Source organism: Shewanella sp. SG44-2, assembly GCF_014164215.1.
Classification (GTDB): domain Bacteria; phylum Pseudomonadota; class Gammaproteobacteria; order Enterobacterales; family Shewanellaceae; genus Shewanella; species Shewanella frigidimarina.
In genome coordinates this window covers 1-18,964 of the sequence record NZ_JACJEU010000045.1, presented here as the reverse complement: position 1 = coordinate 18,964, position 18,964 = coordinate 1, and the positions used below count along the sequence as shown (strand labels likewise).

At 40.4% G+C, this 18,964-nt stretch carries 14 protein-coding genes and 1 pseudogene; 4 read left to right on the top strand and 11 right to left on the bottom strand.

The genetic code is table 11. The features are described 5' to 3' along the window. From H5181_RS19725 to H5181_RS19710, 4 genes and pseudogenes are all read right to left on the bottom strand, one after another. Positions 1-714, bottom strand: a pseudogene (locus H5181_RS19725) (NADH:ubiquinone reductase (Na(+)-transporting) subunit A); the annotation flags it as partial. A 358-nt stretch (positions 715-1,072) separates the two neighbouring features. After that, positions 1,073-2,770 (bottom strand): heme ABC transporter ATP-binding protein/permease CydC, encoded by a 1,698-nt coding sequence (locus H5181_RS19720; protein WP_182751832.1) that lies wholly within the window; start codon positions 2,768-2,770, stop codon positions 1,073-1,075. A 35-nt stretch (positions 2,771-2,805) separates the two neighbouring features. After that, positions 2,806-4,596: a heme ABC transporter permease/ATP-binding protein CydD gene (locus tag H5181_RS19715; protein ID WP_182751831.1), complete on the bottom strand. Its 1,791-nt coding sequence runs from the start codon at positions 4,594-4,596 to the stop codon at positions 2,806-2,808. A gap of 321 nt (positions 4,597-4,917) precedes the next feature. Further along, complete coding sequence (locus H5181_RS19710) at positions 4,918-5,976, bottom strand: DUF3626 domain-containing protein (protein WP_182751830.1); 1,059 nt, start codon at positions 5,974-5,976, stop codon at positions 4,918-4,920. 336 nt (positions 5,977-6,312) lie between these two features. Between H5181_RS19710 and H5181_RS19705 the strand changes: the two genes are divergently transcribed. Next, complete coding sequence (locus H5181_RS19705; RefSeq protein ID WP_059745547.1) at positions 6,313-7,746, top strand: DEAD/DEAH box helicase; 1,434 nt, start codon at positions 6,313-6,315, stop codon at positions 7,744-7,746. Positions 7,747-7,860: 114 nt separating this feature from the next. Here H5181_RS19705 and dbpA read toward each other — a convergent pair whose 3' ends face one another. Both dbpA and H5181_RS19695 read right to left on the bottom strand, forming a co-directional pair. Continuing rightward, positions 7,861-9,264 carry an ATP-dependent RNA helicase DbpA gene (dbpA, locus tag H5181_RS19700; protein WP_123883359.1) on the bottom strand — a complete coding sequence of 468 codons (1,404 nt, stop codon included), beginning with the start codon at positions 9,262-9,264 and terminating at the stop codon, positions 7,861-7,863. 325 nt (positions 9,265-9,589) lie between these two features. Then, the gene (locus tag H5181_RS19695; protein ID WP_123883360.1) at positions 9,590-10,456 is read right to left on the bottom strand and encodes a pirin family protein; all 867 of its coding nucleotides are present in this window, start codon (positions 10,454-10,456) and stop codon (positions 9,590-9,592) included. Positions 10,457-10,677: 221 nt separating this feature from the next. Between H5181_RS19695 and H5181_RS19690 the strand changes: the two genes are divergently transcribed. After that, positions 10,678-11,574 carry a hypothetical protein gene (locus H5181_RS19690; RefSeq protein ID WP_123883361.1) on the top strand — a complete coding sequence of 299 codons (897 nt, stop codon included), beginning with the start codon at positions 10,678-10,680 and terminating at the stop codon, positions 11,572-11,574. Positions 11,575-11,759: 185 nt separating this feature from the next. Here the strand turns inward: H5181_RS19690 and H5181_RS19685 are convergent, their stop codons facing one another. The 4 genes from H5181_RS19685 to H5181_RS19670 form a co-directional block, all read right to left on the bottom strand. Beyond that, positions 11,760-13,310, bottom strand: coding sequence for a PAS domain-containing methyl-accepting chemotaxis protein (locus H5181_RS19685; RefSeq protein ID WP_182751829.1), 1,551 nt, complete (start codon positions 13,308-13,310; stop codon positions 11,760-11,762). A gap of 461 nt (positions 13,311-13,771) precedes the next feature. Then, positions 13,772-14,257, bottom strand: coding sequence for a phage holin family protein (locus H5181_RS19680; protein ID WP_182751828.1), 486 nt, complete (start codon positions 14,255-14,257; stop codon positions 13,772-13,774). Between the two features lie 21 nt (positions 14,258-14,278). After that, positions 14,279-14,527, bottom strand: coding sequence for a hypothetical protein (locus H5181_RS19675; RefSeq protein WP_011638660.1), 249 nt, complete (start codon positions 14,525-14,527; stop codon positions 14,279-14,281). A 574-nt stretch (positions 14,528-15,101) separates the two neighbouring features. Then, complete coding sequence (locus H5181_RS19670) at positions 15,102-15,650, bottom strand: hypothetical protein (RefSeq protein WP_182751827.1); 549 nt, start codon at positions 15,648-15,650, stop codon at positions 15,102-15,104. 739 nt (positions 15,651-16,389) lie between these two features. Here H5181_RS19670 and H5181_RS19665 point away from each other — a divergent pair. Further along, positions 16,390-16,764 (top strand): hypothetical protein, encoded by a 375-nt coding sequence (locus H5181_RS19665; RefSeq protein ID WP_102036625.1) that lies wholly within the window; start codon positions 16,390-16,392, stop codon positions 16,762-16,764. Positions 16,765-16,944: 180 nt separating this feature from the next. Here the strand turns inward: H5181_RS19665 and H5181_RS19660 are convergent, their stop codons facing one another. Next, entirely contained in the window at positions 16,945-18,021 is a 1,077-nt protein-coding gene (locus H5181_RS19660; protein WP_182751826.1) for a GGDEF domain-containing protein, read from the bottom strand. A gap of 327 nt (positions 18,022-18,348) precedes the next feature. On the opposite strand from H5181_RS19660, the gene H5181_RS19655 reads away from it, so the two are divergent. Next, the gene (locus tag H5181_RS19655; protein WP_182751825.1) at positions 18,349-18,600 is read left to right on the top strand and encodes a hypothetical protein; all 252 of its coding nucleotides are present in this window, start codon (positions 18,349-18,351) and stop codon (positions 18,598-18,600) included. The last annotated feature ends 364 nt before the right edge of the window (positions 18,601-18,964 follow it).

Here is an 18,964-nt window from a genome sequence, read left to right as displayed (position 1 = left end):
GAAATGAATGTGAGTACCGACTAATCCAGCTGGGTGCACGCCGTTAAAGCGCTGCACACTGACTTTCGATAAGTCGTACTCACTGCTAGCATCTGCCAATAACGAAGCGCCATCATCTTGGCATAAATACACTTTTTCGGTGGTCAAAAACGTTAGGGCAAATAATCCGGCTTGGAAGGCCTGTGGTTGAGTGGCAATAATGACACGCGGATCGGGCGCAAGAGGATTAGTATCAATAGCAGTAACAAATATCCCTGCAGGCGCTACATCTAATTGGGGTACGCGAGAAAAAGGACGCGTACGCAGCGCAGTCCATAAGCCACTGCGGACTAAACCGTCTTTAACTGCTTGATGTGATAGCGCATGAATATCCACTGATTCGAGAATAATGGCAGGTTCTTGCGTGGCATCACAATCAATCACTACCGACTGCAGTACACGACGCTCTCCGCGATTAATCGCGCAAACAACTCCGCTTGCTGGCGCAGTAAACAACACGCCAGGGGTTTTCTTGTCTTCAAACAGCACTTGGCCTTTGACGACATGATCACCTACTTCAACCGACATTGTTGGCTTTAAGCCGACATATTCTTCACCAATTAACGCCACTTGGGTCGTTTTAGGTGCGTCATCTATTTGCTGCAGTGGTTCTCCAGCAATCGGGATATCAAGTCCGCGCTTAATAGTTATTACTGGATTGTTAGCACCAGCCATCACATTCACCATCTAAAAAAATTCGATAGCTCATGTTATATGTTTGCAACTACTAATATAGTAACTAAGATCACACTCCGAGTGAGGACTGTAATTTTGGAACACAACCGAATGCCAGATTTGTGAAGCAGGTCAATATATTGTCTCGAGATAAAACTATTTATGTAATTTACGTGTCAAAAGGGTTGTTACATTCCGGCAGTATTAGCGGTACATGTTATAACCAATAATCGATAAAAAAAGCCGCGACTAGGTTGATTAGCACCTACCGATTAAGCTTGATTACACCGCACAAAAAACAGCCATAACGTATGTTCTATCGCGCTAGGCTAAGAGTTTACTCTGTTGATTGTTTAATTTAATCCGCTAACTGTTGAATTAGTCGACCTTGCTGAAAAAGGTACACGCAATCCATTTGCTCTAACGCGGTCAAACGATGACTTATCATTAACAGGGTTTTATGCTCAGCAAAATCGAGCAACACGTTAAGGATTTCACGCTCGGTACGTTTATCTAATCCTTCAGTCGGTTCATCGAGCAATAACAAAGGAGCGTCACGCAATAATGCCCTTGCGACCCCAATTCTGCGCTGCTCACCACCCGATAATTGTCGGCCGCCCTCACCTATCCAGCAATCTAATGGTTTATCGCCCTGCAACAAGGTTTGTAAGCCAACACGCTGTAATACTTCTATTAAACGGTGATCATGAGCTTTTTGGGCTTCATCTGGGCAATAGGCCAGCGCCAAGGCTAAATTGTCACGTAAGGTGCCAGAAAACAGATAAACTCGCTGGCTCACCACTGTCATCGACGCACGAAGATTGGCATCGCTGTAGGCATTTATTGGTTCGCCATCAAGCGTAATAGACCCTTGTTGCGGCGCCCAATCACGAGTAATTAGCCCCAACAAGCTTGATTTCCCACAACCTGTGGGGCCTAAAATAGCCACTTTGTCACCGGCTTTAAGAGTCAAATCTACACCTTGCAACACTGGTGAATGACTATGATAACCAAAGTGAACACCACTGAGCTGCAAGGCGCCGTGATTTACTTGCAAGTGACTGTTAGCATAAAATTTAACACTCGGTGTTTGTTCTGTTATTTCAGTCACCCTTCGGGCGGCAAGTACAGTGCTAGACAAATGTTGAAATGCACCCGCTATTGGCATCATCATTTCAAGACTGGCCATAGTGGCAAACACCATTAAGGCCATTAACGGCCCCGGAGGCGAGGCATCTCCAACGCTTTGACCTGCTAAATACAACATAAACACCACCGCACAGCCATTGATTAGTATCAATAAGGCTTGGCTCAGCCCAGTAATATTAGCCATGGTGGTTTGCTGACTAAATAAAGCCCGCTGTGCTTGTTCCAGTTGCGCTAAATAACGTTTATTAGCACCAAATAAACTTAATTCGGCTTGCCCCTGAATAACATCAAGCAACTCAACTCGATATTGCCTTTGCGCTTGCATCAATGCTTGCCCAGGAGACTTACCTAAGTAATAAAATACTAACGGTAAAATAAACCAAGCTGCTAATAATAATGCACATAAACTCAAGGCTAAATGGTTATCAAACCACCCGAGAAACACCAACAATACCCCAATCATCATCAAAGATGCGGCCATTGGCGTGAGTAAGCGTAAGTAGAGATGATCTAACGTATCAATGTCGGCAACTAAACGATTGAGTAAGTCGCCTCTACGCAGACCTTGTAAGTTAGCGGCACTCAACGGCAGCAACTTATTCCATGCCCAAACACGCAGTTGAGTCAGCAATTTAAAGGTCGCTTCATGCGTTGCTAAGCGCTCGCCGTAACGACTTGCCGTTCTGGCGATGGAGAAAAATCGAACGCCTCCTGCTGGAGTAAAAAAGTTGAACGTTTGGGCCGTCACCACGGCTAAGCCTGCTACCGCACTGGCAGATAAGAACCAGCCAGATAAAGACAACAGACCAATACCGGTGAGTAACGTGGTAAACGTAAGCAATAAACCGACTAACATCATCAGCCACTGGCGGCGGAACAAAGCAACAAACGGCCGTAGCACCTGAATAATATTACGCGGCGCGGCATCAACGGGTTGCGACATCAGCTCACCTCCTGTTGTAGATTCTGTTGTTGATTGAGCATTTGTGCTAATAATCCATCAGCCTGCCGTAAATCATTTACATGACCGTGTTGTACCACCATTCCGTTATCCATCACCAATATGTAATTCATGTTGTGTAGATCATCTAATTTATGGGTAACAGTTAATGCTGTTGTCGACTGCATCGCACGGTACAACGAAGTCAGCACTGATTGCTCGCTTTGGGCATCTAAGCTAGCGGTAGGTTCATCTAATAAAAACAATTTTGCGGGTTGAGCCAATGCACGTGCTAAAGCAAAACGTTGTGCCTGGCCCACTGACACACCTGCACTTTGGTCGCTTATCACTAAATCGAGGCCTAATGGTTGTTGTTTTACAAACTCACTGATATCAGCTTGTTCTAGCAACGTCATAATCTGCGCATCGTTTAATTGCGGATTGGCCAACGCGACATTTTCTCGCACCGTGCCATGAAACAATTGCGGATCTTGTCCTAACCAAGCCAAATGTTGACGCCACTGGGCCATATTAAGTTGTGACAATTCCTGACCATTAATGAGCAACGATCCCTGATAAGGTAAAAAACCTAGCAACGCATTCAGTAAACTGGTTTTACCCGCGCCACTCGGGCCCACGATAGCCCAATGCTCACCAGCGGGTAATGTAAATGAAATAGGCCCAGCTAAACGCTGTCCATCTAAGCTAAACACTTCAACCCCAATCGCTTGAATGTTTATACTTTCGGCTGTAAACGCCATATTTAATGATGTTGAATGGATTTTAGCGGGTGTATTAACTTGATAATCAAGCAGCTCAACCAGCGCTTCTGCAGCACCAATTGCTTGAGCTTTGGCGTGGTAATGAGTGCCTAAGTCTCGCAGGGGTTGGTAAAATTCTGGCGCTAAAATCAACACAAACATGCCGGTAAACAAACTTACCTGTACGCCATAGTGACCAAAATCTAAATGACCTAAGTAACTAAAGCCAAAGTACACCGCCAATACGGCAATCGATACCGCGGCAAAAAACTCTAATACCGCGGAGCTAAGAAAGGCTAAGCGTAATACCGACATCGTCCGGGCACGAAAATCTTCTGAAGCATGTTCAATATTCACTAACTCTGCTTCACCGCGATTAAACAACTTTAACGTTTGCAGGCCTTTTAGACGATCCATAAAGTGGCCGCTTAAACGCGATAATGCCTGCATATTTTTACGATTAGCATCTGCGGCGCCCATACCCACTAAAATCATAAATAACGGAATCAATGGTGCCGTTGTCATTAAAATGATCCCTGCGGCCCAATTAAGCGGAAACACACAGGCTAATATCAGTAAAGGAATAAACCCCGCCAACATCATCTGCGGTAGGTATTTAGCATAAAAGTCATGCAAATCTTCAACTTGCTCAAATACTAAGGTTGCCCATGCCCCTGCAGGTTTGCCTTTAATAAACACCGGCCCTAATGCGACTAATTTATTGAGTACCGCTTGGCGTATATCGGTGCGTAAACGTTTGCCTGCCTCAAAGCTTATCCGTTCACGTACTTGCGCCAATAAGGCTCGGACAAATAACAAACCAATAAGGGCAAAAAATTGAAGGCTTAATGCTGCGGGAACAAGGTTATCAATAATGACACCCTGTAAAATCTGGGCAATAAAATAGGCCTGCGCCACGATGGCGATACCATTGAGCACACCACATAACACCGATAGTTTGAGGAAAATACCACAAGAAGATTGTTGGCTTTTAAGCCATTTGGCTAATGACTTTTCTAACGACTTGTCCATGAAGCTCCGGCAGAGTTATCGATGACCACTTTAATCACGCAGTATCGCAGTACTGGCATCGAGTTAACACCTAAAACAGTGTAAATGTTATCTGATTCACATTTTGCTAATAAAGCCTTATTTAAAGATTAAATTTAGCCACTATCAGCTTGAAACTTATCAGATTCAATAAAGTGCATCTTTTACAAATAACATTGTTAATTGCAACACAATATTACAGTGTTCAGCGCAAATATGTTGAGAGACAAAACCAAACTAATGTGTGAAAAGAACCAAAAGTAGGCAATACGAGTGAAGGTAATTTACTGTGGGTAATAACATTTATTGACCAGTACTCTTCCCGTACTTTACCAATACGTGCCAGAGTAGCTTTAAGTCTTGTCGTTTTTTAGAATGTGCGCCACGCTCACTCCATGAAGCGGGTTGTTTTTGCAATTGATAGGCTGCACGGCCAATAATCTCTGCATTAATCAACTCATTTTCGGCAAGGCTTTGCGCCAAAATAGGCATCGCTGCACCACGAAAATCATCTGGTATTTGTGCCACATTAATCTGACGCCCTTGATGCCAATGCAACTCAATTCCGTACTCGTGACACAAGGCGATTAATGAATCGCCAATAGCAGTGCCCATATAGGATGGATCGGCCACTAATATCGCAATATCTTGGTCCAGCGACACATCGCCATGAATTTGGGCTTCAATATAATGATCTAAATTACCGCTAGGGGCCAGATCAAAACGGCGGCTGATATCATCGGTTAAATGCTGACTAAAATGTTCAATTAACTTACTCGGTTTAAGCCCAGAAACCCCCAAGGCATATTGACGCTCAAAACTTTCACTGAGTAATGCCGCTAAAATCGCATCAAAACACTTTATGGTACCCTTTTCTTTGGGCAATCGATGTGAGTCCATGTAACTAAAAGTACATCGAGACAATATTTGAGGGTGTGTGACTAAATAACAACTGCCAAAACGAGGTGCGGGGCCTAAGGGGCACAAACCAAAATCTAACGCTCCGTATTTAGGCCGATGTTTAATCCCAGAATAGCTGTGACCAAATAATTGGTTTTCCCAATGGTCTCGTGAACCGCCTAGCTCAGGTGATAAATGACCATTAGAAACATGGGTTTCAAACTGGCTTTTATACACCCCATCTCGCAATAAACCATCAATGACGGTGAGGCCTCGGTTATCAATTTGATCGGGATGAAAATGCAACGCCACTCGGCTATGTTGAGCGAGTTCACGCATAGCGAGTTGAAGAGATAAGGTTGAGATATTAGACATTAACAGCACATTTTTGATCACGGCATGAGCATGATCACGCAGCTCATACGCCATTTTCTCAATATGTATTTGTGCCGTTAATTTCATCAGTAAGAGACACCTTAAGTTAAGTAACCTCAGCTAAGTCGCTGAATATTTAGATAGAAAACGAGTTACCATTTTATTGTATGTAATAAGTCGACTTTTAGCACTGATTCTGGTCTTTAGATTAACACGATTTCATTAAATCGCTGTATTTGGCGATCATAAGCGATACATTTCCACCATTAAATAGCCCATTATTAATCACAATCACAGAGTATATATCGTTGCCCACACAGGGATTTGATAGCACTCAAAGAGGTTTTCAGGTAAGCTTCACGGCCGCCGTTACTGGCTACCTTTTATTCAAAGCAACAATGCGTTGCCCAAAGAGATTTTTCTATGAGTTTTTCCTCACTTGGTCTGAATGCTGCTATTTTAAAAGCGGTTGAAAAACAAGGTTATGACACCCCATCTCCAATTCAAGCACAAGCAATTCCAGCTGTTTTAGCCGGTCAAGATGTAATGGCAGCAGCACAAACTGGGACAGGAAAAACAGCTGGTTTTACCCTGCCAATTTTAGAATTATTATCTAAAGGTGAACGAGCGCAACGTGGTCAAGTCCGTGCGCTAGTATTAACACCAACACGCGAGCTTGCCGCGCAAGTACAAGAAAGCGTCGCAACTTACGGTGTAAACTTACCGTTAAAATCAGCTGTAGTATTTGGTGGTGTGTCCATCGTGCCACAACTAGCGGCACTCAGAAATGGTGTCGACATTTTAGTCGCAACCCCAGGCCGTTTACTCGACTTATGCCAGCAAAAAGCCATTAGCTTTAGCAAATTAGAAATTCTAGTGTTAGACGAAGCAGACCGCATGCTAGACATGGGCTTTATTCGCGACATTAAAAAAGTATTAGCATTATTACCCGCTAAGCGTCAAAACTTAATGTTTTCAGCAACATTCTCGAATGAAATTCGCGAACTTGCTAAAGGATTAGTTAACAATCCGGTAGAAATTTCAGTTACACCGCGTAACGCAACAGCAAACACTGTGACCCAGTGTGTGTATCCAGTGGATAAAACCCGCAAGTCAATGGCGCTAATCGAACTGATTAAAACCAATGATTGGAAACAGGTGTTAGTGTTTTCTCGTACCAAACATGGTGCCAACCGTTTAGCGAAAAGCCTAGAAGCTGCTGGCATCAAAGCCGCTGCCATTCATGGTAATAAAAGCCAAACAGCACGTACTAAAGCATTGGCAGATTTTAAAGCCGGTGCAGTACAAGTCATGGTTGCAACAGATATTGCCGCACGTGGTATCGACATCGATCAACTGCCATTTGTGGTTAACTTTGACTTACCTAACGTACCTGAAGATTATGTGCATCGTATTGGCCGTACCGGCCGTGCTGGTTCAACTGGTCAAGCAGTATCATTAGTGGGTCTTGAAGAAGTTAAATTACTGCATGATATCGAGCGTTTAATCAATCGCGTTATTGAGCGTAAGCAACTTGCTGGTTTTGAAGCACCATTCACGATCCCTGAAGCGAGTAGCAGATCTGGCGGTAATAGCGCTAAAAAGCCAAACCCGAATCGCAGTAAACATGCTCAACAGCATGCAAATGATGGCGCTCATGGTGATAAGCCAGCGCGTAAACCTGACTCTCGCCAACCATCACGCAGTCACGATAAGCCTGTAGATCCTAAAGCAGAAGCTAGAGCGAATGGTAATAAACCACCACAGCGTAATCGTCCACCACGTCGCAGTGGCACTGCACCAGTAGTTTCAAGCAGTAGCAGTAATCCTTATGCCAACGCTAAAGTTAAAAGCTAACTAGCGATAGGGCATAAAAAAGCCGGTGAACATTGTTCAGCGGCTTTTTTATTATTCAGGCATAACCAATCGATTATCAATCGATGGCTACCCTGCAGATAGCAAAAGATTCAGTTACATAAACCAAGCACGATAGCTACGGCCTTTTAACTTACCTTTACTAATGATATTCATCGCTTGTTTAGACACATTACTTTTTACGGCAAAGTAAGCGCGAAAATCAGTCACTTTAATTTTACCAATATCGTTAAAATCTAAACCATTGCCACCCGTTAATGCACCAACAATGTCACCTGGACGGATTTTTTGCTTTTTACCCGCCTCAATCTGAATGGTGATCATTTCAGCAGCAAGCGGTTGTTTGTTTAGCGCACTCATTGGCGGTAAAGGCTCACTCACTATATCTTTGTTCATGGCTTCTTCAATCATCGCCATTTTGTAACCGTCTTCTTCACCAAAGAAAGTATATGCGGCTCCAGAACTGCCAGCACGGCCAGTACGGCCGATACGGTGAATATGCACTTCAGTATCGTAAGCAATATGATAGTTAAATACTGCGTCTAACTCATCAATATCCAAACCACGTGCTGCTACGTCGGTAGCAACTAAAATACGCGCACTACGGTTAGCAAACTGCAATAACATTTGATCGCGATCGCGCTGCTCTAAATCGCCATGTAACGCTAATACACTAAAGCCAAACTCATGTAATGAGTCAGCCACTTGTTGGGTTTCACGCTTGGTATTGCAAAACACCACAGCGCTTTCAGGCTGCTTATCTAATAACAATAAACGCAATGCCTCAAGACGGCCCTGATTATCTTCAATACGGTAAAAATGTTGATCGATAGTGAGGTTATCGTGCTTAGCTTCAACTTTAACCATTACCGGTTTATACAGAATTTGATCGGCAATCGCTTGGATTTGATCTGGGAAAGTGGCACTAAACAACAATGTTTGGCGCTCACGAGGTGCCGCGGCAATGATTTGATCAATATGCTGTTGGAAGCCCATTTCTAACATGCGGTCTGCTTCATCTAAAATCAGCATGTTCATGTTACTTAAATCTAAACGGTTGCGATCTAAATGATCAACAATACGACCTGGGGTACCGACAATAATGTGTGCACCGTGCTCTAATGAACCAACTTGCGGTCCCATTGGTACGCCACCACACAGTGTCAGCACTTTAACGTTATGAATACCACGGGCCAAGGTACGAATGTCTTTCGCTACCTGGTCGGCTAGCTCACGCGTTGGACATAGCACCATGGTTTGGATGCGAAAACGTTTTACATCAAGTTTATTGAGCAGTCCTAAACCAAAGGCAGCTGTTTTACCTGAACCCGTCATCGCTTGGCCGATAACATCTTCACCGGCCAAAATAGGCGGTAAGCTCTCAGCTTGGATCTGAGTCATCGATTCAAAACCCATAGTTTGGAGGTTTTCAAGCAATTCAGGTTTTAATTTAAGTGATGTAAAAGCCGTGTTAACGACCGGTTCTGTAGACTGACTCAAGGCAAATATCCTCTGATATCGAAAGGTAAAAAGCAGGTAAAAGCTGCAAAAATATATACCAATACCATTACATAAATGAGCCAATAACCTACAAAACAATCATTAAATAGCGGAACAAAATTAGCATATACAATGATGTTATATGAAAAATGCTTACCGCTATTTGCGAACGATTTATCTTGCCTGAAGGAACAGATAATAAATAAGATTGGTGTGAGCAAAGGCCTTAAAACAAACCTAAGCCAGATGTCAGCTATTGTAGCAATTTTATTCCTAGTTCGCTGACAAATATTTATCGATAATTCAGCTTATTTTGAGGTTAACGTTAGGCAATTTGGCCAAAGTGACCTTGTTGATAATCGCGTACAGCTTGTTCGATCTCTGCCTGGGTATTCATAACAAACGGCCCCATGTGAACAATTTTTTCGTTAATCGGCTTGCCTGCTAATATTAACAATCCAGCTCCAGTGGCCTCGGTTTGAAAATGACAGACTTCAAGTGCATCTAAAGCTAAAAACTGCCCTGCTCTTGCGGTTTCTCGCAAACCTTGTGCATCAATATAGTTAAGCTCACCTTGATACACATAAACGCAAACGGTTTGATGTTCGGCAAGATTCAGCGTGCCATGACCATATTCAGTTAACGTTAAATCCGCAATAGCACCATGGCCAGCTAAACCTTGAATCGTTGAGGTCATCTTATGTGGCTCATGATTAAAACCCCAACTCCCCGCCAAGGCAATAAGTGTTGCGCCGTGTTCGTTTTCTACACGTGGGTTAGCCTGTTTGCTGGTGTCTTGATAAATAGGTGGACGCATTTTGTGTTTTGCAGGCATATTGATCCAAATTTGAAACCCATGCAGCCCTTCTTTGGCATCTGTTAATGGCATTTCAGAATGCACCACGCCACTGCCAGTACTCATCCACTGCACGTCACCCGCACGAATAGGTTTAACATTGCCCATTTGATCGCGATGTTCAAATCCGCCTTTACGAATATAAGTAAAAGTTTCTACACCTCTATGTGGGTGCGGCGGAAAACCACCAATAAAATCTTGTTCATCATCAGACTTAATCTCATCGATCATTAAATAGGGATCAAAACGAAGCTTATCAAAGTCGGCAACACGATTGATGTTCACGCCATCACCGTCCATTGCGGGTAAGGCGCTAAAACGCTGTAATACTTTCATAAAAACCTCGGCGATAAAAATAATGATGTAATCATAGCAGTCAGTTAACTGAATAAATATTGCATAATAGTGTGATTTTCTTTCGATAAAATCGACCAATTAACAGAGTTTTTGCCTTTTTCTCAAGCAAGATACATTTATCCACATCAATTTATGAACTTTACGTTCTGTTAACAATCAAAAAAAGGACTGATAATACTGCGATAAAGTGATTGATATAAATGGAAGTAATAACGGTTGGCTGGGAGCCACATCACTCTCGATCTTCAACACACTCCTCTAAAGAAGTATATTGGCTTAAGCCTGTACTCACGGCATTCATCATCCATGTATTATTGATTTATGTGCTGATTGCGTTTTGGTACCAAGACACGACGCAACGAGTGTCAGCTTTAGTGGTTAAACCTTCGACAACCGCAATAAAAAGCTATCTCATAACTTCAACGCAATACGAATCAATGACCCAAACAAGTTTACCACCCAAGCTTAATGACCTAGAAAGTGCCCAACACATAAAGAATTTTCCGCCCATTATTGATACGAATGTTGATGTTAGCCAATCGACGTCTATAAACGCGAAAGAGACACCAATCTCCTTAGATGAAGACAACAACACCCTCGATAAAGTGATGCCATCAAGCAATAAGCGCAACAACATACAATCGACTGCGAGAGCAAAAATTCCTAATGCATTGCCTAATCAAATAAAACCAGACACGACCACTAACGTAAACAAATCCGCACCTTCATTAGCGTCAATACAACAAGCCACTAGCCATTTTATACAACAAAATAACATTGCAGCATTAGACACTCTCATAGGTTCTCAAACTGCATTCCAAAATCAGCCAACAGGCACCATGAGTGAAATGGACCCTAACCTTGATTTTATAGAACTAACACCAGAAATTGATATCAACCAACCACATACCTTTAACCATAGGTTGGACCCTAACAGAATCGTAAAACAGGGTGATTATTGTTACCGAGTGGTTGAATTGCCAACTCAAGTGAATCCACATGGATGGGGACTCGGATTTGCAGAATTTTGTGGTGAGGACCAAGTAAAAAAACAATTAACAGAAGCAATTTACAATAGAGTTAATCGCATAAAATAACAGCGCTAACTCAATAGATAATAATACTTCTTGTGTGACTCATTGTGTTAATGATGGCACGCTTGAAGATTTGTATTTCCTCATCACGACACTATTTTGAATGGCTACAGTACAAATGAGCAACATTACCTTTGTTAGAACCATAGTGAATGATTCACTTTTACTGCTATGGAGATTCGAAAAGGTTAATTAAATTGATTTACCAACTCTGTTTGACGTATACCCTGACCACTAATTTCTTGACTATGTATTGCTGCATTTTGGCAATTTTGTTCGAATTGATTTATGCCATTTTGTAATATCATCGCATTGCTATAAATTTGATTAACAACAGCGGCTTGCTCTTCTGCCGCTACGGAAATCTGTTCGCCATTACTTTCGATAATACTCATCACTTCACTAACCGAAATCAGGCTTTTCTCGAGCATTTTGCCAGAATCAATACTCTTATCTGTTAACGCATGGCTTTGTTCCATTTGTGCAACGGCTTCTGCAGTTGTGCGGCTAAGTGAATTTATAATAGCGTGTATTTCATGAGCAGAAGTTGCCGAGCGACTTGCCAAGTTACGCACTTCATCCGCGACCACCGCAAACCCTCTACCAGCCTCTCCAGCCCTAGCGGCTTCAATGGCGGCATTGAGCGAAAGCAAGTTAGTTTGCTGTGCAATACTCTCGATCACCTCAACAACTTGGTTTACATTTTGACATTGCTTATTCAGCGAAGAAATAGCAATACGGGATTTTTCCAATAAGTGATTAATTTCCGTAGTCGCAATTTGACTGTTGGCTAATGCCACCTTAGTTGACTCTATTTGTTCAACTAAGTGATGAATTTCTGTGGTTGAATTTGTCGTGTTTTTAGCTATATCAGTAACAGACGTGCTCATTTGGCCGATGGCAGTGACAACTTGTTCAAGGTTTTGTGACTGGGTTACCAACTGATTTTGATTGGCCTGATTTTGTTGTTGATGCTCTTCTAAACCTTGCTGTAATTCCTCACCACTGTCTTTTATACGTCCAACCACAGCCAGCGTTTCAGCTTTTTGCATCCGTAAACTTAATTCGATGTGAGAAAGCTCATCGGTATAACCGGTGTAAACAAATTGATTTAGTGGATTATCATGTATTTTTTCACTTAACATCAGCATGTTACTAAAACGCTGTTTAAGAACATAAAGAGGCCGACAAAAACAGATAATGGCAACAATAAATGCGACTACGGTGAAAAAACCACTTGAGTAAGGTAAGGACATCAGTAAACCAACAGATAGCAACCAAGCCAAAAAAAGTTTAGTAATAATACTTGCACCAAACTTAGGCTTAGCAGCTTTGCCAGCATTAATGGCATCGTAACAGGCTTGAGCACGTTCAGTGAGCTCTGCTTCTGGCTGAGTTCTTACCGACTGGTACTCGCAAATAATACCGTTACGTTTAATCGGGGTCACATAAGCGTTAACCCAATAATACTGACCATTCTTGCAGCGATTTTTCACCAATCCCATCCAGCTTTTCCCTTGCTTAATGGTGTCCCATAGGTCACTAAATGCAGCTTTAGGCATATCTGGGTGGCGTACAATATTATGGGGTTTATTAATTAGCTCATCTTCTTTATAACCACTGACTGCCATGAAGTCATCGTTAACATGAGTAATAATACTGTCTAAATCGGTTGTTGAAAGGATCATATAATCCGACGGATAAGTGACTTCTTCATCGATGAGATCTTTTGTGGTCATGTTGATATATTAAACGTCGTTGAGATAAATAATTAAGCTGATTATTAAACAATCAGCATTATTTGTATGTGATGACTCACGACTTTAATCAGTAAATAATTAACATCTTTGAAATATTTGCGATTGGTCACACTGACACTTATTCAGACTCACAACAGTTCAAAGTATTGACTCGATCATATAATAGGCAAGAAAATGGCTATCATCATGATTTATTGATTGGTTTTTATTCTTGAGATTTTGAATTGCAATATTGTTTCGCATAATTAAAGCTTAAAGAAGCTAAAGGATAAAGAGATCTAATGTTTTTCCTAAACCTGGCAAAGACAAAAGTGGCTATGGTGACACCAACAGTGACCCCAAAAGGATGTTTTCGAGTCTGCTTTTTAACAGAATGGAATAATAAATTAAGTGTTAACTCGCACTGTCTAACAGAGTCTTTCCCCTGCATGCGTGTTAACTTAATCGAATGATTTAGATGCTTTAGAGATGACATCGATACCCTCCTTTAATTGGGAGACTGTCTCTTTGAAGCCAAAAAAACGAATCAGCCGTTTTTGCCAATAAAGTAAACCGACTAAAACCAACATCATTGCGATCAAAAATCCCCCAACCCCAATAAGTATGTTGAGAGTAATGCTGTAAAGCACAATCCCGGTGCAAACACATAAACTGAAGATAAAGAGAACTAATAACGGAATAAATAAAAGTTGGCAAACAAAAAACTGTTTTGCTGCGGCAACATTTCGTAATACTTCCATAAAGAAAAGTTGGACTGTAGACTCTGACCACTGTCCAACCTCTTGAGCTAATTTCGATACTTTATTAAAAATATCTTTAATTTCTTCAACGTTAACGTTCATTTCATCTGAGTTAACATGAGGCTCGCTCTGCGTGCCATCGGAGATTTTATCTTTGCTGCACACATCATCTGTGTTTTCCATCATAAAACCCCTCCGGCCGCTGTGTTATTTTATCAGTTTCGAAATTGCCCACCCGGCTAAAAATGCACATCCGACACTTAATAAAGGATGCTCCTTAATCATATTTTCCGTTTGAGTTGTTGCCGATTTAACTTTTTCAGAGCCTTCATTTAATGATTCTTTAGCTTTATCTTTCAAAGAATTAACAGCCTCTGATGTCGCTTCTTCAGCTAAATGATAAGCATCTTCAATTTTCTGCTGTGGATCTTGATTTTTTGCCTTTGTTGTAGCCATTTCTAATCTCCTTAAATACAAAATTTATAGAGTGATATTACGCTGAAATAAATAGGGGCAATAAAAACTGTCCAATTAACACACTATTACGATAAATAGATTGGGTCAATTTATATAACATTAATAAAAAAACATGCCTAAATATTAGCGACTCTATTTTAATTAAAGCGAAAGGCATGCCACATTTAAACCGAAGCAACAAAAAAATAAACAACTGATAAATATAACATTTATATTTGATGATAAAAAATAAAATATTTTAATATAATTATTTTGTAGTTTTTACAAATTATTACTTTTTACCATGTAAAAGTTACTCATGAAAATAAAAATAACCATCAATAGTTGTTTCAGAATAATATGGGGATTGTATCCAACTGGTAATAACAAAATATAACCAAACTAGAAATTAGATAGCTATTGCTCGACTAATTTCTGGCTAGGTGATTTGGGTGATGCTTATATCAATCTAACACTTAAAAAAATAACTGCGAGCCTAGTAAACAAAAGCCTACCGAATAAGTCAGCTAAAATTTACAGCAGACTAAGCAATAAGCTTGAGGCCATGCATTTTTTACTCTACTAGTGATACCTCATTCTTATCTATCTGTAACGCAGATAATTTATCAAGTAGTGCTTCAATGTTTTTTCTTCCAGCACCTTCATTGGCTAATCTAAGCCTTTTTACCGCAACAAAGGCATCCTTAAATGTTGCTGTGTGCGGTGCAATGATGGTTTCGTCAAACACAATGGATTGGGTTGCCGAATCGATCAGTAAATATTGAACATGAGTAGTAACTTCAAAGTCTAACCCAAAAATAGGTTGATCCACTTTAAGCATATTCACAACCAGTTTATATCGACCATCATCAGACAATAACCCCTGTGCTTGCAGGCTTCCTCTGACAGCACCAGAAAAGGCTTCACTGCTAATTTCTGATGTCCACAGTGGATTTGTTTTTTGACCACCAGAGACATTTGATAACTCTATGTTGTCATTTAATACATCAAAGTAGGATTTTTGTTCACCCTGAAACGTCATATTTTTCATTTTTGCACCAGATGCGCATCCAGATAAATATATGGCAGCTACAAAAATTAAAGCCAATTTGAACAACTTCATCTATCACTCCGTTGAGTTAATAAGTTTATCTATGACAGCGTATTTGTGAAAATAGTCAGAGTTTCGGTAAATACCCGGAACACATTTAACTGCGCAATAGTAACACGTGTTTAATTATTAATATTTTTAATAACTTACCAGCATAAATTGGTTAAATCAATCCTCCTTACAACAGGAAAATAGATGAATTAATCCGTATATAAAAATATTGCCAAGTTCTCATTATTAGCGGTATCAATTATCCGCTTAATAATGAGTTGATTTGGTCGACTCTTTTAATTAACTCATTACTTGCAGTTACCAAGACAAGAGCGGGAATGTTTTTTCGTACCATTAGATAACCTATCTAACTCGCTAATGTTGTTGTGACATTACAACTCTTTTTTAAGGAGTATTGTATGAGTCTTGCTGGTTAATCAACTCACTTTAATGCATCGATGTTCCTCGTCAGGCAAGTAAATTAAACCTATTTTTTAATGGGTTATTTGTTACCATTGCAGCAGTCATCCTAGGCTGTTAGGTATAATAAAAAATTGAAGACTTAAGCTATTGTCATTTAGAGTGGTCATCACAGCTTGATAAACGATCACGATATTATTCTCGTCGGAAGTGTCCCTATGTGGCTATATTTACAACTGAGTAATCAATATTAATTAACACGCTTGATGTGTGCTAGATAACGTTAAATTATTCAATGAACTGTATAATTGTGGTTAATTAATGATTGGTGGAAGATAACGTGCTAACAAAAATTTTAGTCACAATATTGGTAATACTTGGCGCTATTGTCTACTTGCGCCGTGGACGAGGACATAAAGTTAATCGCATCACAGAAATGGCAAATGCACAAAAATCGCCACTTTTTAGTCGAGTCATTATTTACACTATGATTGCGGTGTCGATGTTGGCGTCTGCAGGCTATTGGGGCTGGAGTTGGTATGACGATAACACCGTCGTTGAAGTTACGATTACATCCCCCATTGAAGCGATGACAGACAGCTACAAAGTGCGTAAAAAAGATATTGAAGCCCAGCGAATTACAACTGTTGACGGCATTCAAATTCGTTTATCAAATCAAGAGAGATTAACGGTAAAAACATTAGTAACAGAGTAATAGTCATTGTTCAAAAGTGTTAAAAGTTAGTTTTCGCAAAGCTTGGAGAACACAAACAAAGTATTAAAAAGCACAAGCGTTTAGTCATGTTCAACTACATAAAATAGCTTTATTAAACGCCCCCATAAGACTTCGTAATAGCCGGATTATCTCAAAAATTGAATAGTTCAACAGGGCTAGTCAGTTAAGAGTCGGCACCTCAATGCTAGCCTCTGTGTTAATGGTTGGCTGTTCATTTAAAGTAGTAATCACTTTATTTCGTCCTAACGTTTTTGCTTGATATAAGCGCGCATCGGCAGTTTTATAAATTTGCGAAAAATGTGCACCGTCTTCAGGCCAACGTGATACCCCAATACTAATGCTAAGGTTTAGCTCACTGCCATCAATTACGGTAACGAGCTCAACAGCCTTGCGTAAACGTTCCGCTATTTGACCTGCTTGCTGTAAATTTGAATCAGGAATTAGCATACAAAACTCCTCCCCGCCTAAACGAAAAGCCCAGTCATTTTGACGCCGTACACTATTGATAATACGCGACACCTCTACCAGTACTTTATCACCGACATCATGACCATATTGGTCATTGATCCGTTTGAAATGGTCAAGATCAAGTATTAACACCGATACGGATTGATGCTGCTCGGGTAAACTTTCACACAACATGTCGAAGATAGAATCTAACAATAAACGATTATTTAGCCCAGTTAACGGGTCAAGTGATGCCATCTTTTGTAACTGTTCAATGGCTTCAGCTCGTTTATATTCATAACTAAAAGACAAAGCCCAAATAGCAGCCAAACATAAAACAATATTGGCGATAGTAATTGGGTAAATTTTTGCAATATCTAACAGCAAAGCATTAACCAAAATACCCACACCACCTATCATATACACACAGGTGTATATGGTACCTAGCTTTATACCCAGCAACAGATACGACAAAACAGGAATAATAAACAGCCAAGTAAATAGCCCGGAATTAAATGAAGCACTGTAAATGCCAATTAAAATAACGCTGTAAAGTGCAAACAAAAAAACCAAGCACCACAATGTGAGGTTTGGGGTGGTTTTATGAATAAAAAGAATGCCAATACAAAGACATACCACCGCTAATTCAACCATGGCATACAATTTAAAATCATTAAACCAGTTATTAACCACAAATATACCGCCAGCAACAATAATGACAATTAACACTGCCTTTAATACTGTACGACGATACTCAAGCTCACTTGCCCATAAATTGGAAATGGCCATTAATGCTGTATTCCTATGCTGAAGCAACAACAACTCACACTTTGAGTAGCCATATTTTTAACTACAATATCTTTAACTACAATATCTTTAAATCTGAATGTAAAGATTAGAACAGATATGAATCATTTGCCAAAATATTAAAAGGTTACGTATTACTATAAGCGTAAATCAACCACAACACTTTTTAAGCTAAGATCATCATAACTGACTGTCTATTACCATAAATACGGCTGTCACGATCATTAGTTAATCGCTATCTCGATATTGTTCAGACATATATCGGGTTACAATAGATATACAATGTATAAATCTGGAATTATGCGCTAAATGGCTAAACCTAACAAAAAAGGCCCTTCGCGCACCGTCGATGTTTTTTGCGCTAAGTGTAAAACCCAACTGTTTAAATATCGTAAGGGAGGTAAAGGCGCCTTAATCAAATGTTTCAAGGAGCGGATTGTCGAAGACAACACCAAGATTCCATGCACATGCCCAGAATGCGGCCAGATATTTGCCAGAGATACGTTAGTGAGAGGCGCGCCAGCATTTAAAATGGTCGGTGGAAAAGTCACCTTTAAGTAATTCTGTAGCATCATGACTGACACAAGCACGCGTCAACAACAAGATTGTTAGTCATTGTATTTACAAATGAATAATAAAAATCATGCTCAAACGTATACTCATGAAGAATGAACTACAGTACTGATATTAGATAAAAATATTAGCAATATCGCGAAATTCACATGCTATATACAACCCCTCTAAACATCACTTCAAACCTAAATTTTCTCGACCTGTTATTTGTAATTAAAGGCATAATTTTGACCTGGTCAACTGAATTAGGTCACCCTAGTTAAGTTCGTTAAGCGACTTCTTTTATCTGCTTATCCATACGCTCAAATTCATTGGGACTTTGGTAGTCAAGGTATGAATGCATTCGTTGGCT

Coding starts and splice junctions, on each gene's coding strand:
- H5181_RS19715 (WP_182751831.1), bottom strand. CDS start 4,596: ATGGACAAGTCGTTAGAAAAGTCATTAGCCAAATGGCTTAAAAGCCAA.
- H5181_RS19710 (WP_182751830.1), bottom strand. CDS start 5,976: ATGAAATTAACGGCACAAATACATATTGAGAAAATGGCGTATGAGCTG.
- H5181_RS19705 (WP_059745547.1), top strand. CDS start 6,313: ATGAGTTTTTCCTCACTTGGTCTGAATGCTGCTATTTTAAAAGCGGTT.
- H5181_RS19695 (WP_123883360.1), bottom strand. CDS start 10,456: ATGAAAGTATTACAGCGTTTTAGCGCCTTACCCGCAATGGACGGTGAT.
- H5181_RS19690 (WP_123883361.1), top strand. CDS start 10,678: ATGGAAGTAATAACGGTTGGCTGGGAGCCACATCACTCTCGATCTTCA.
- H5181_RS19685 (WP_182751829.1), bottom strand. CDS start 13,310: ATGACCACAAAAGATCTCATCGATGAAGAAGTCACTTATCCGTCGGAT.
- H5181_RS19680 (WP_182751828.1), bottom strand. CDS start 14,257: ATGATGGAAAACACAGATGATGTGTGCAGCAAAGATAAAATCTCCGAT.
- H5181_RS19675 (WP_011638660.1), bottom strand. CDS start 14,527: ATGGCTACAACAAAGGCAAAAAATCAAGATCCACAGCAGAAAATTGAA.
- H5181_RS19670 (WP_182751827.1), bottom strand. CDS start 15,650: ATGAAGTTGTTCAAATTGGCTTTAATTTTTGTAGCTGCCATATATTTA.
- H5181_RS19660 (WP_182751826.1), bottom strand. CDS start 18,021: ATGGCCATTTCCAATTTATGGGCAAGTGAGCTTGAGTATCGTCGTACA.
- H5181_RS19655 (WP_182751825.1), top strand. CDS start 18,349: ATGGCTAAACCTAACAAAAAAGGCCCTTCGCGCACCGTCGATGTTTTT.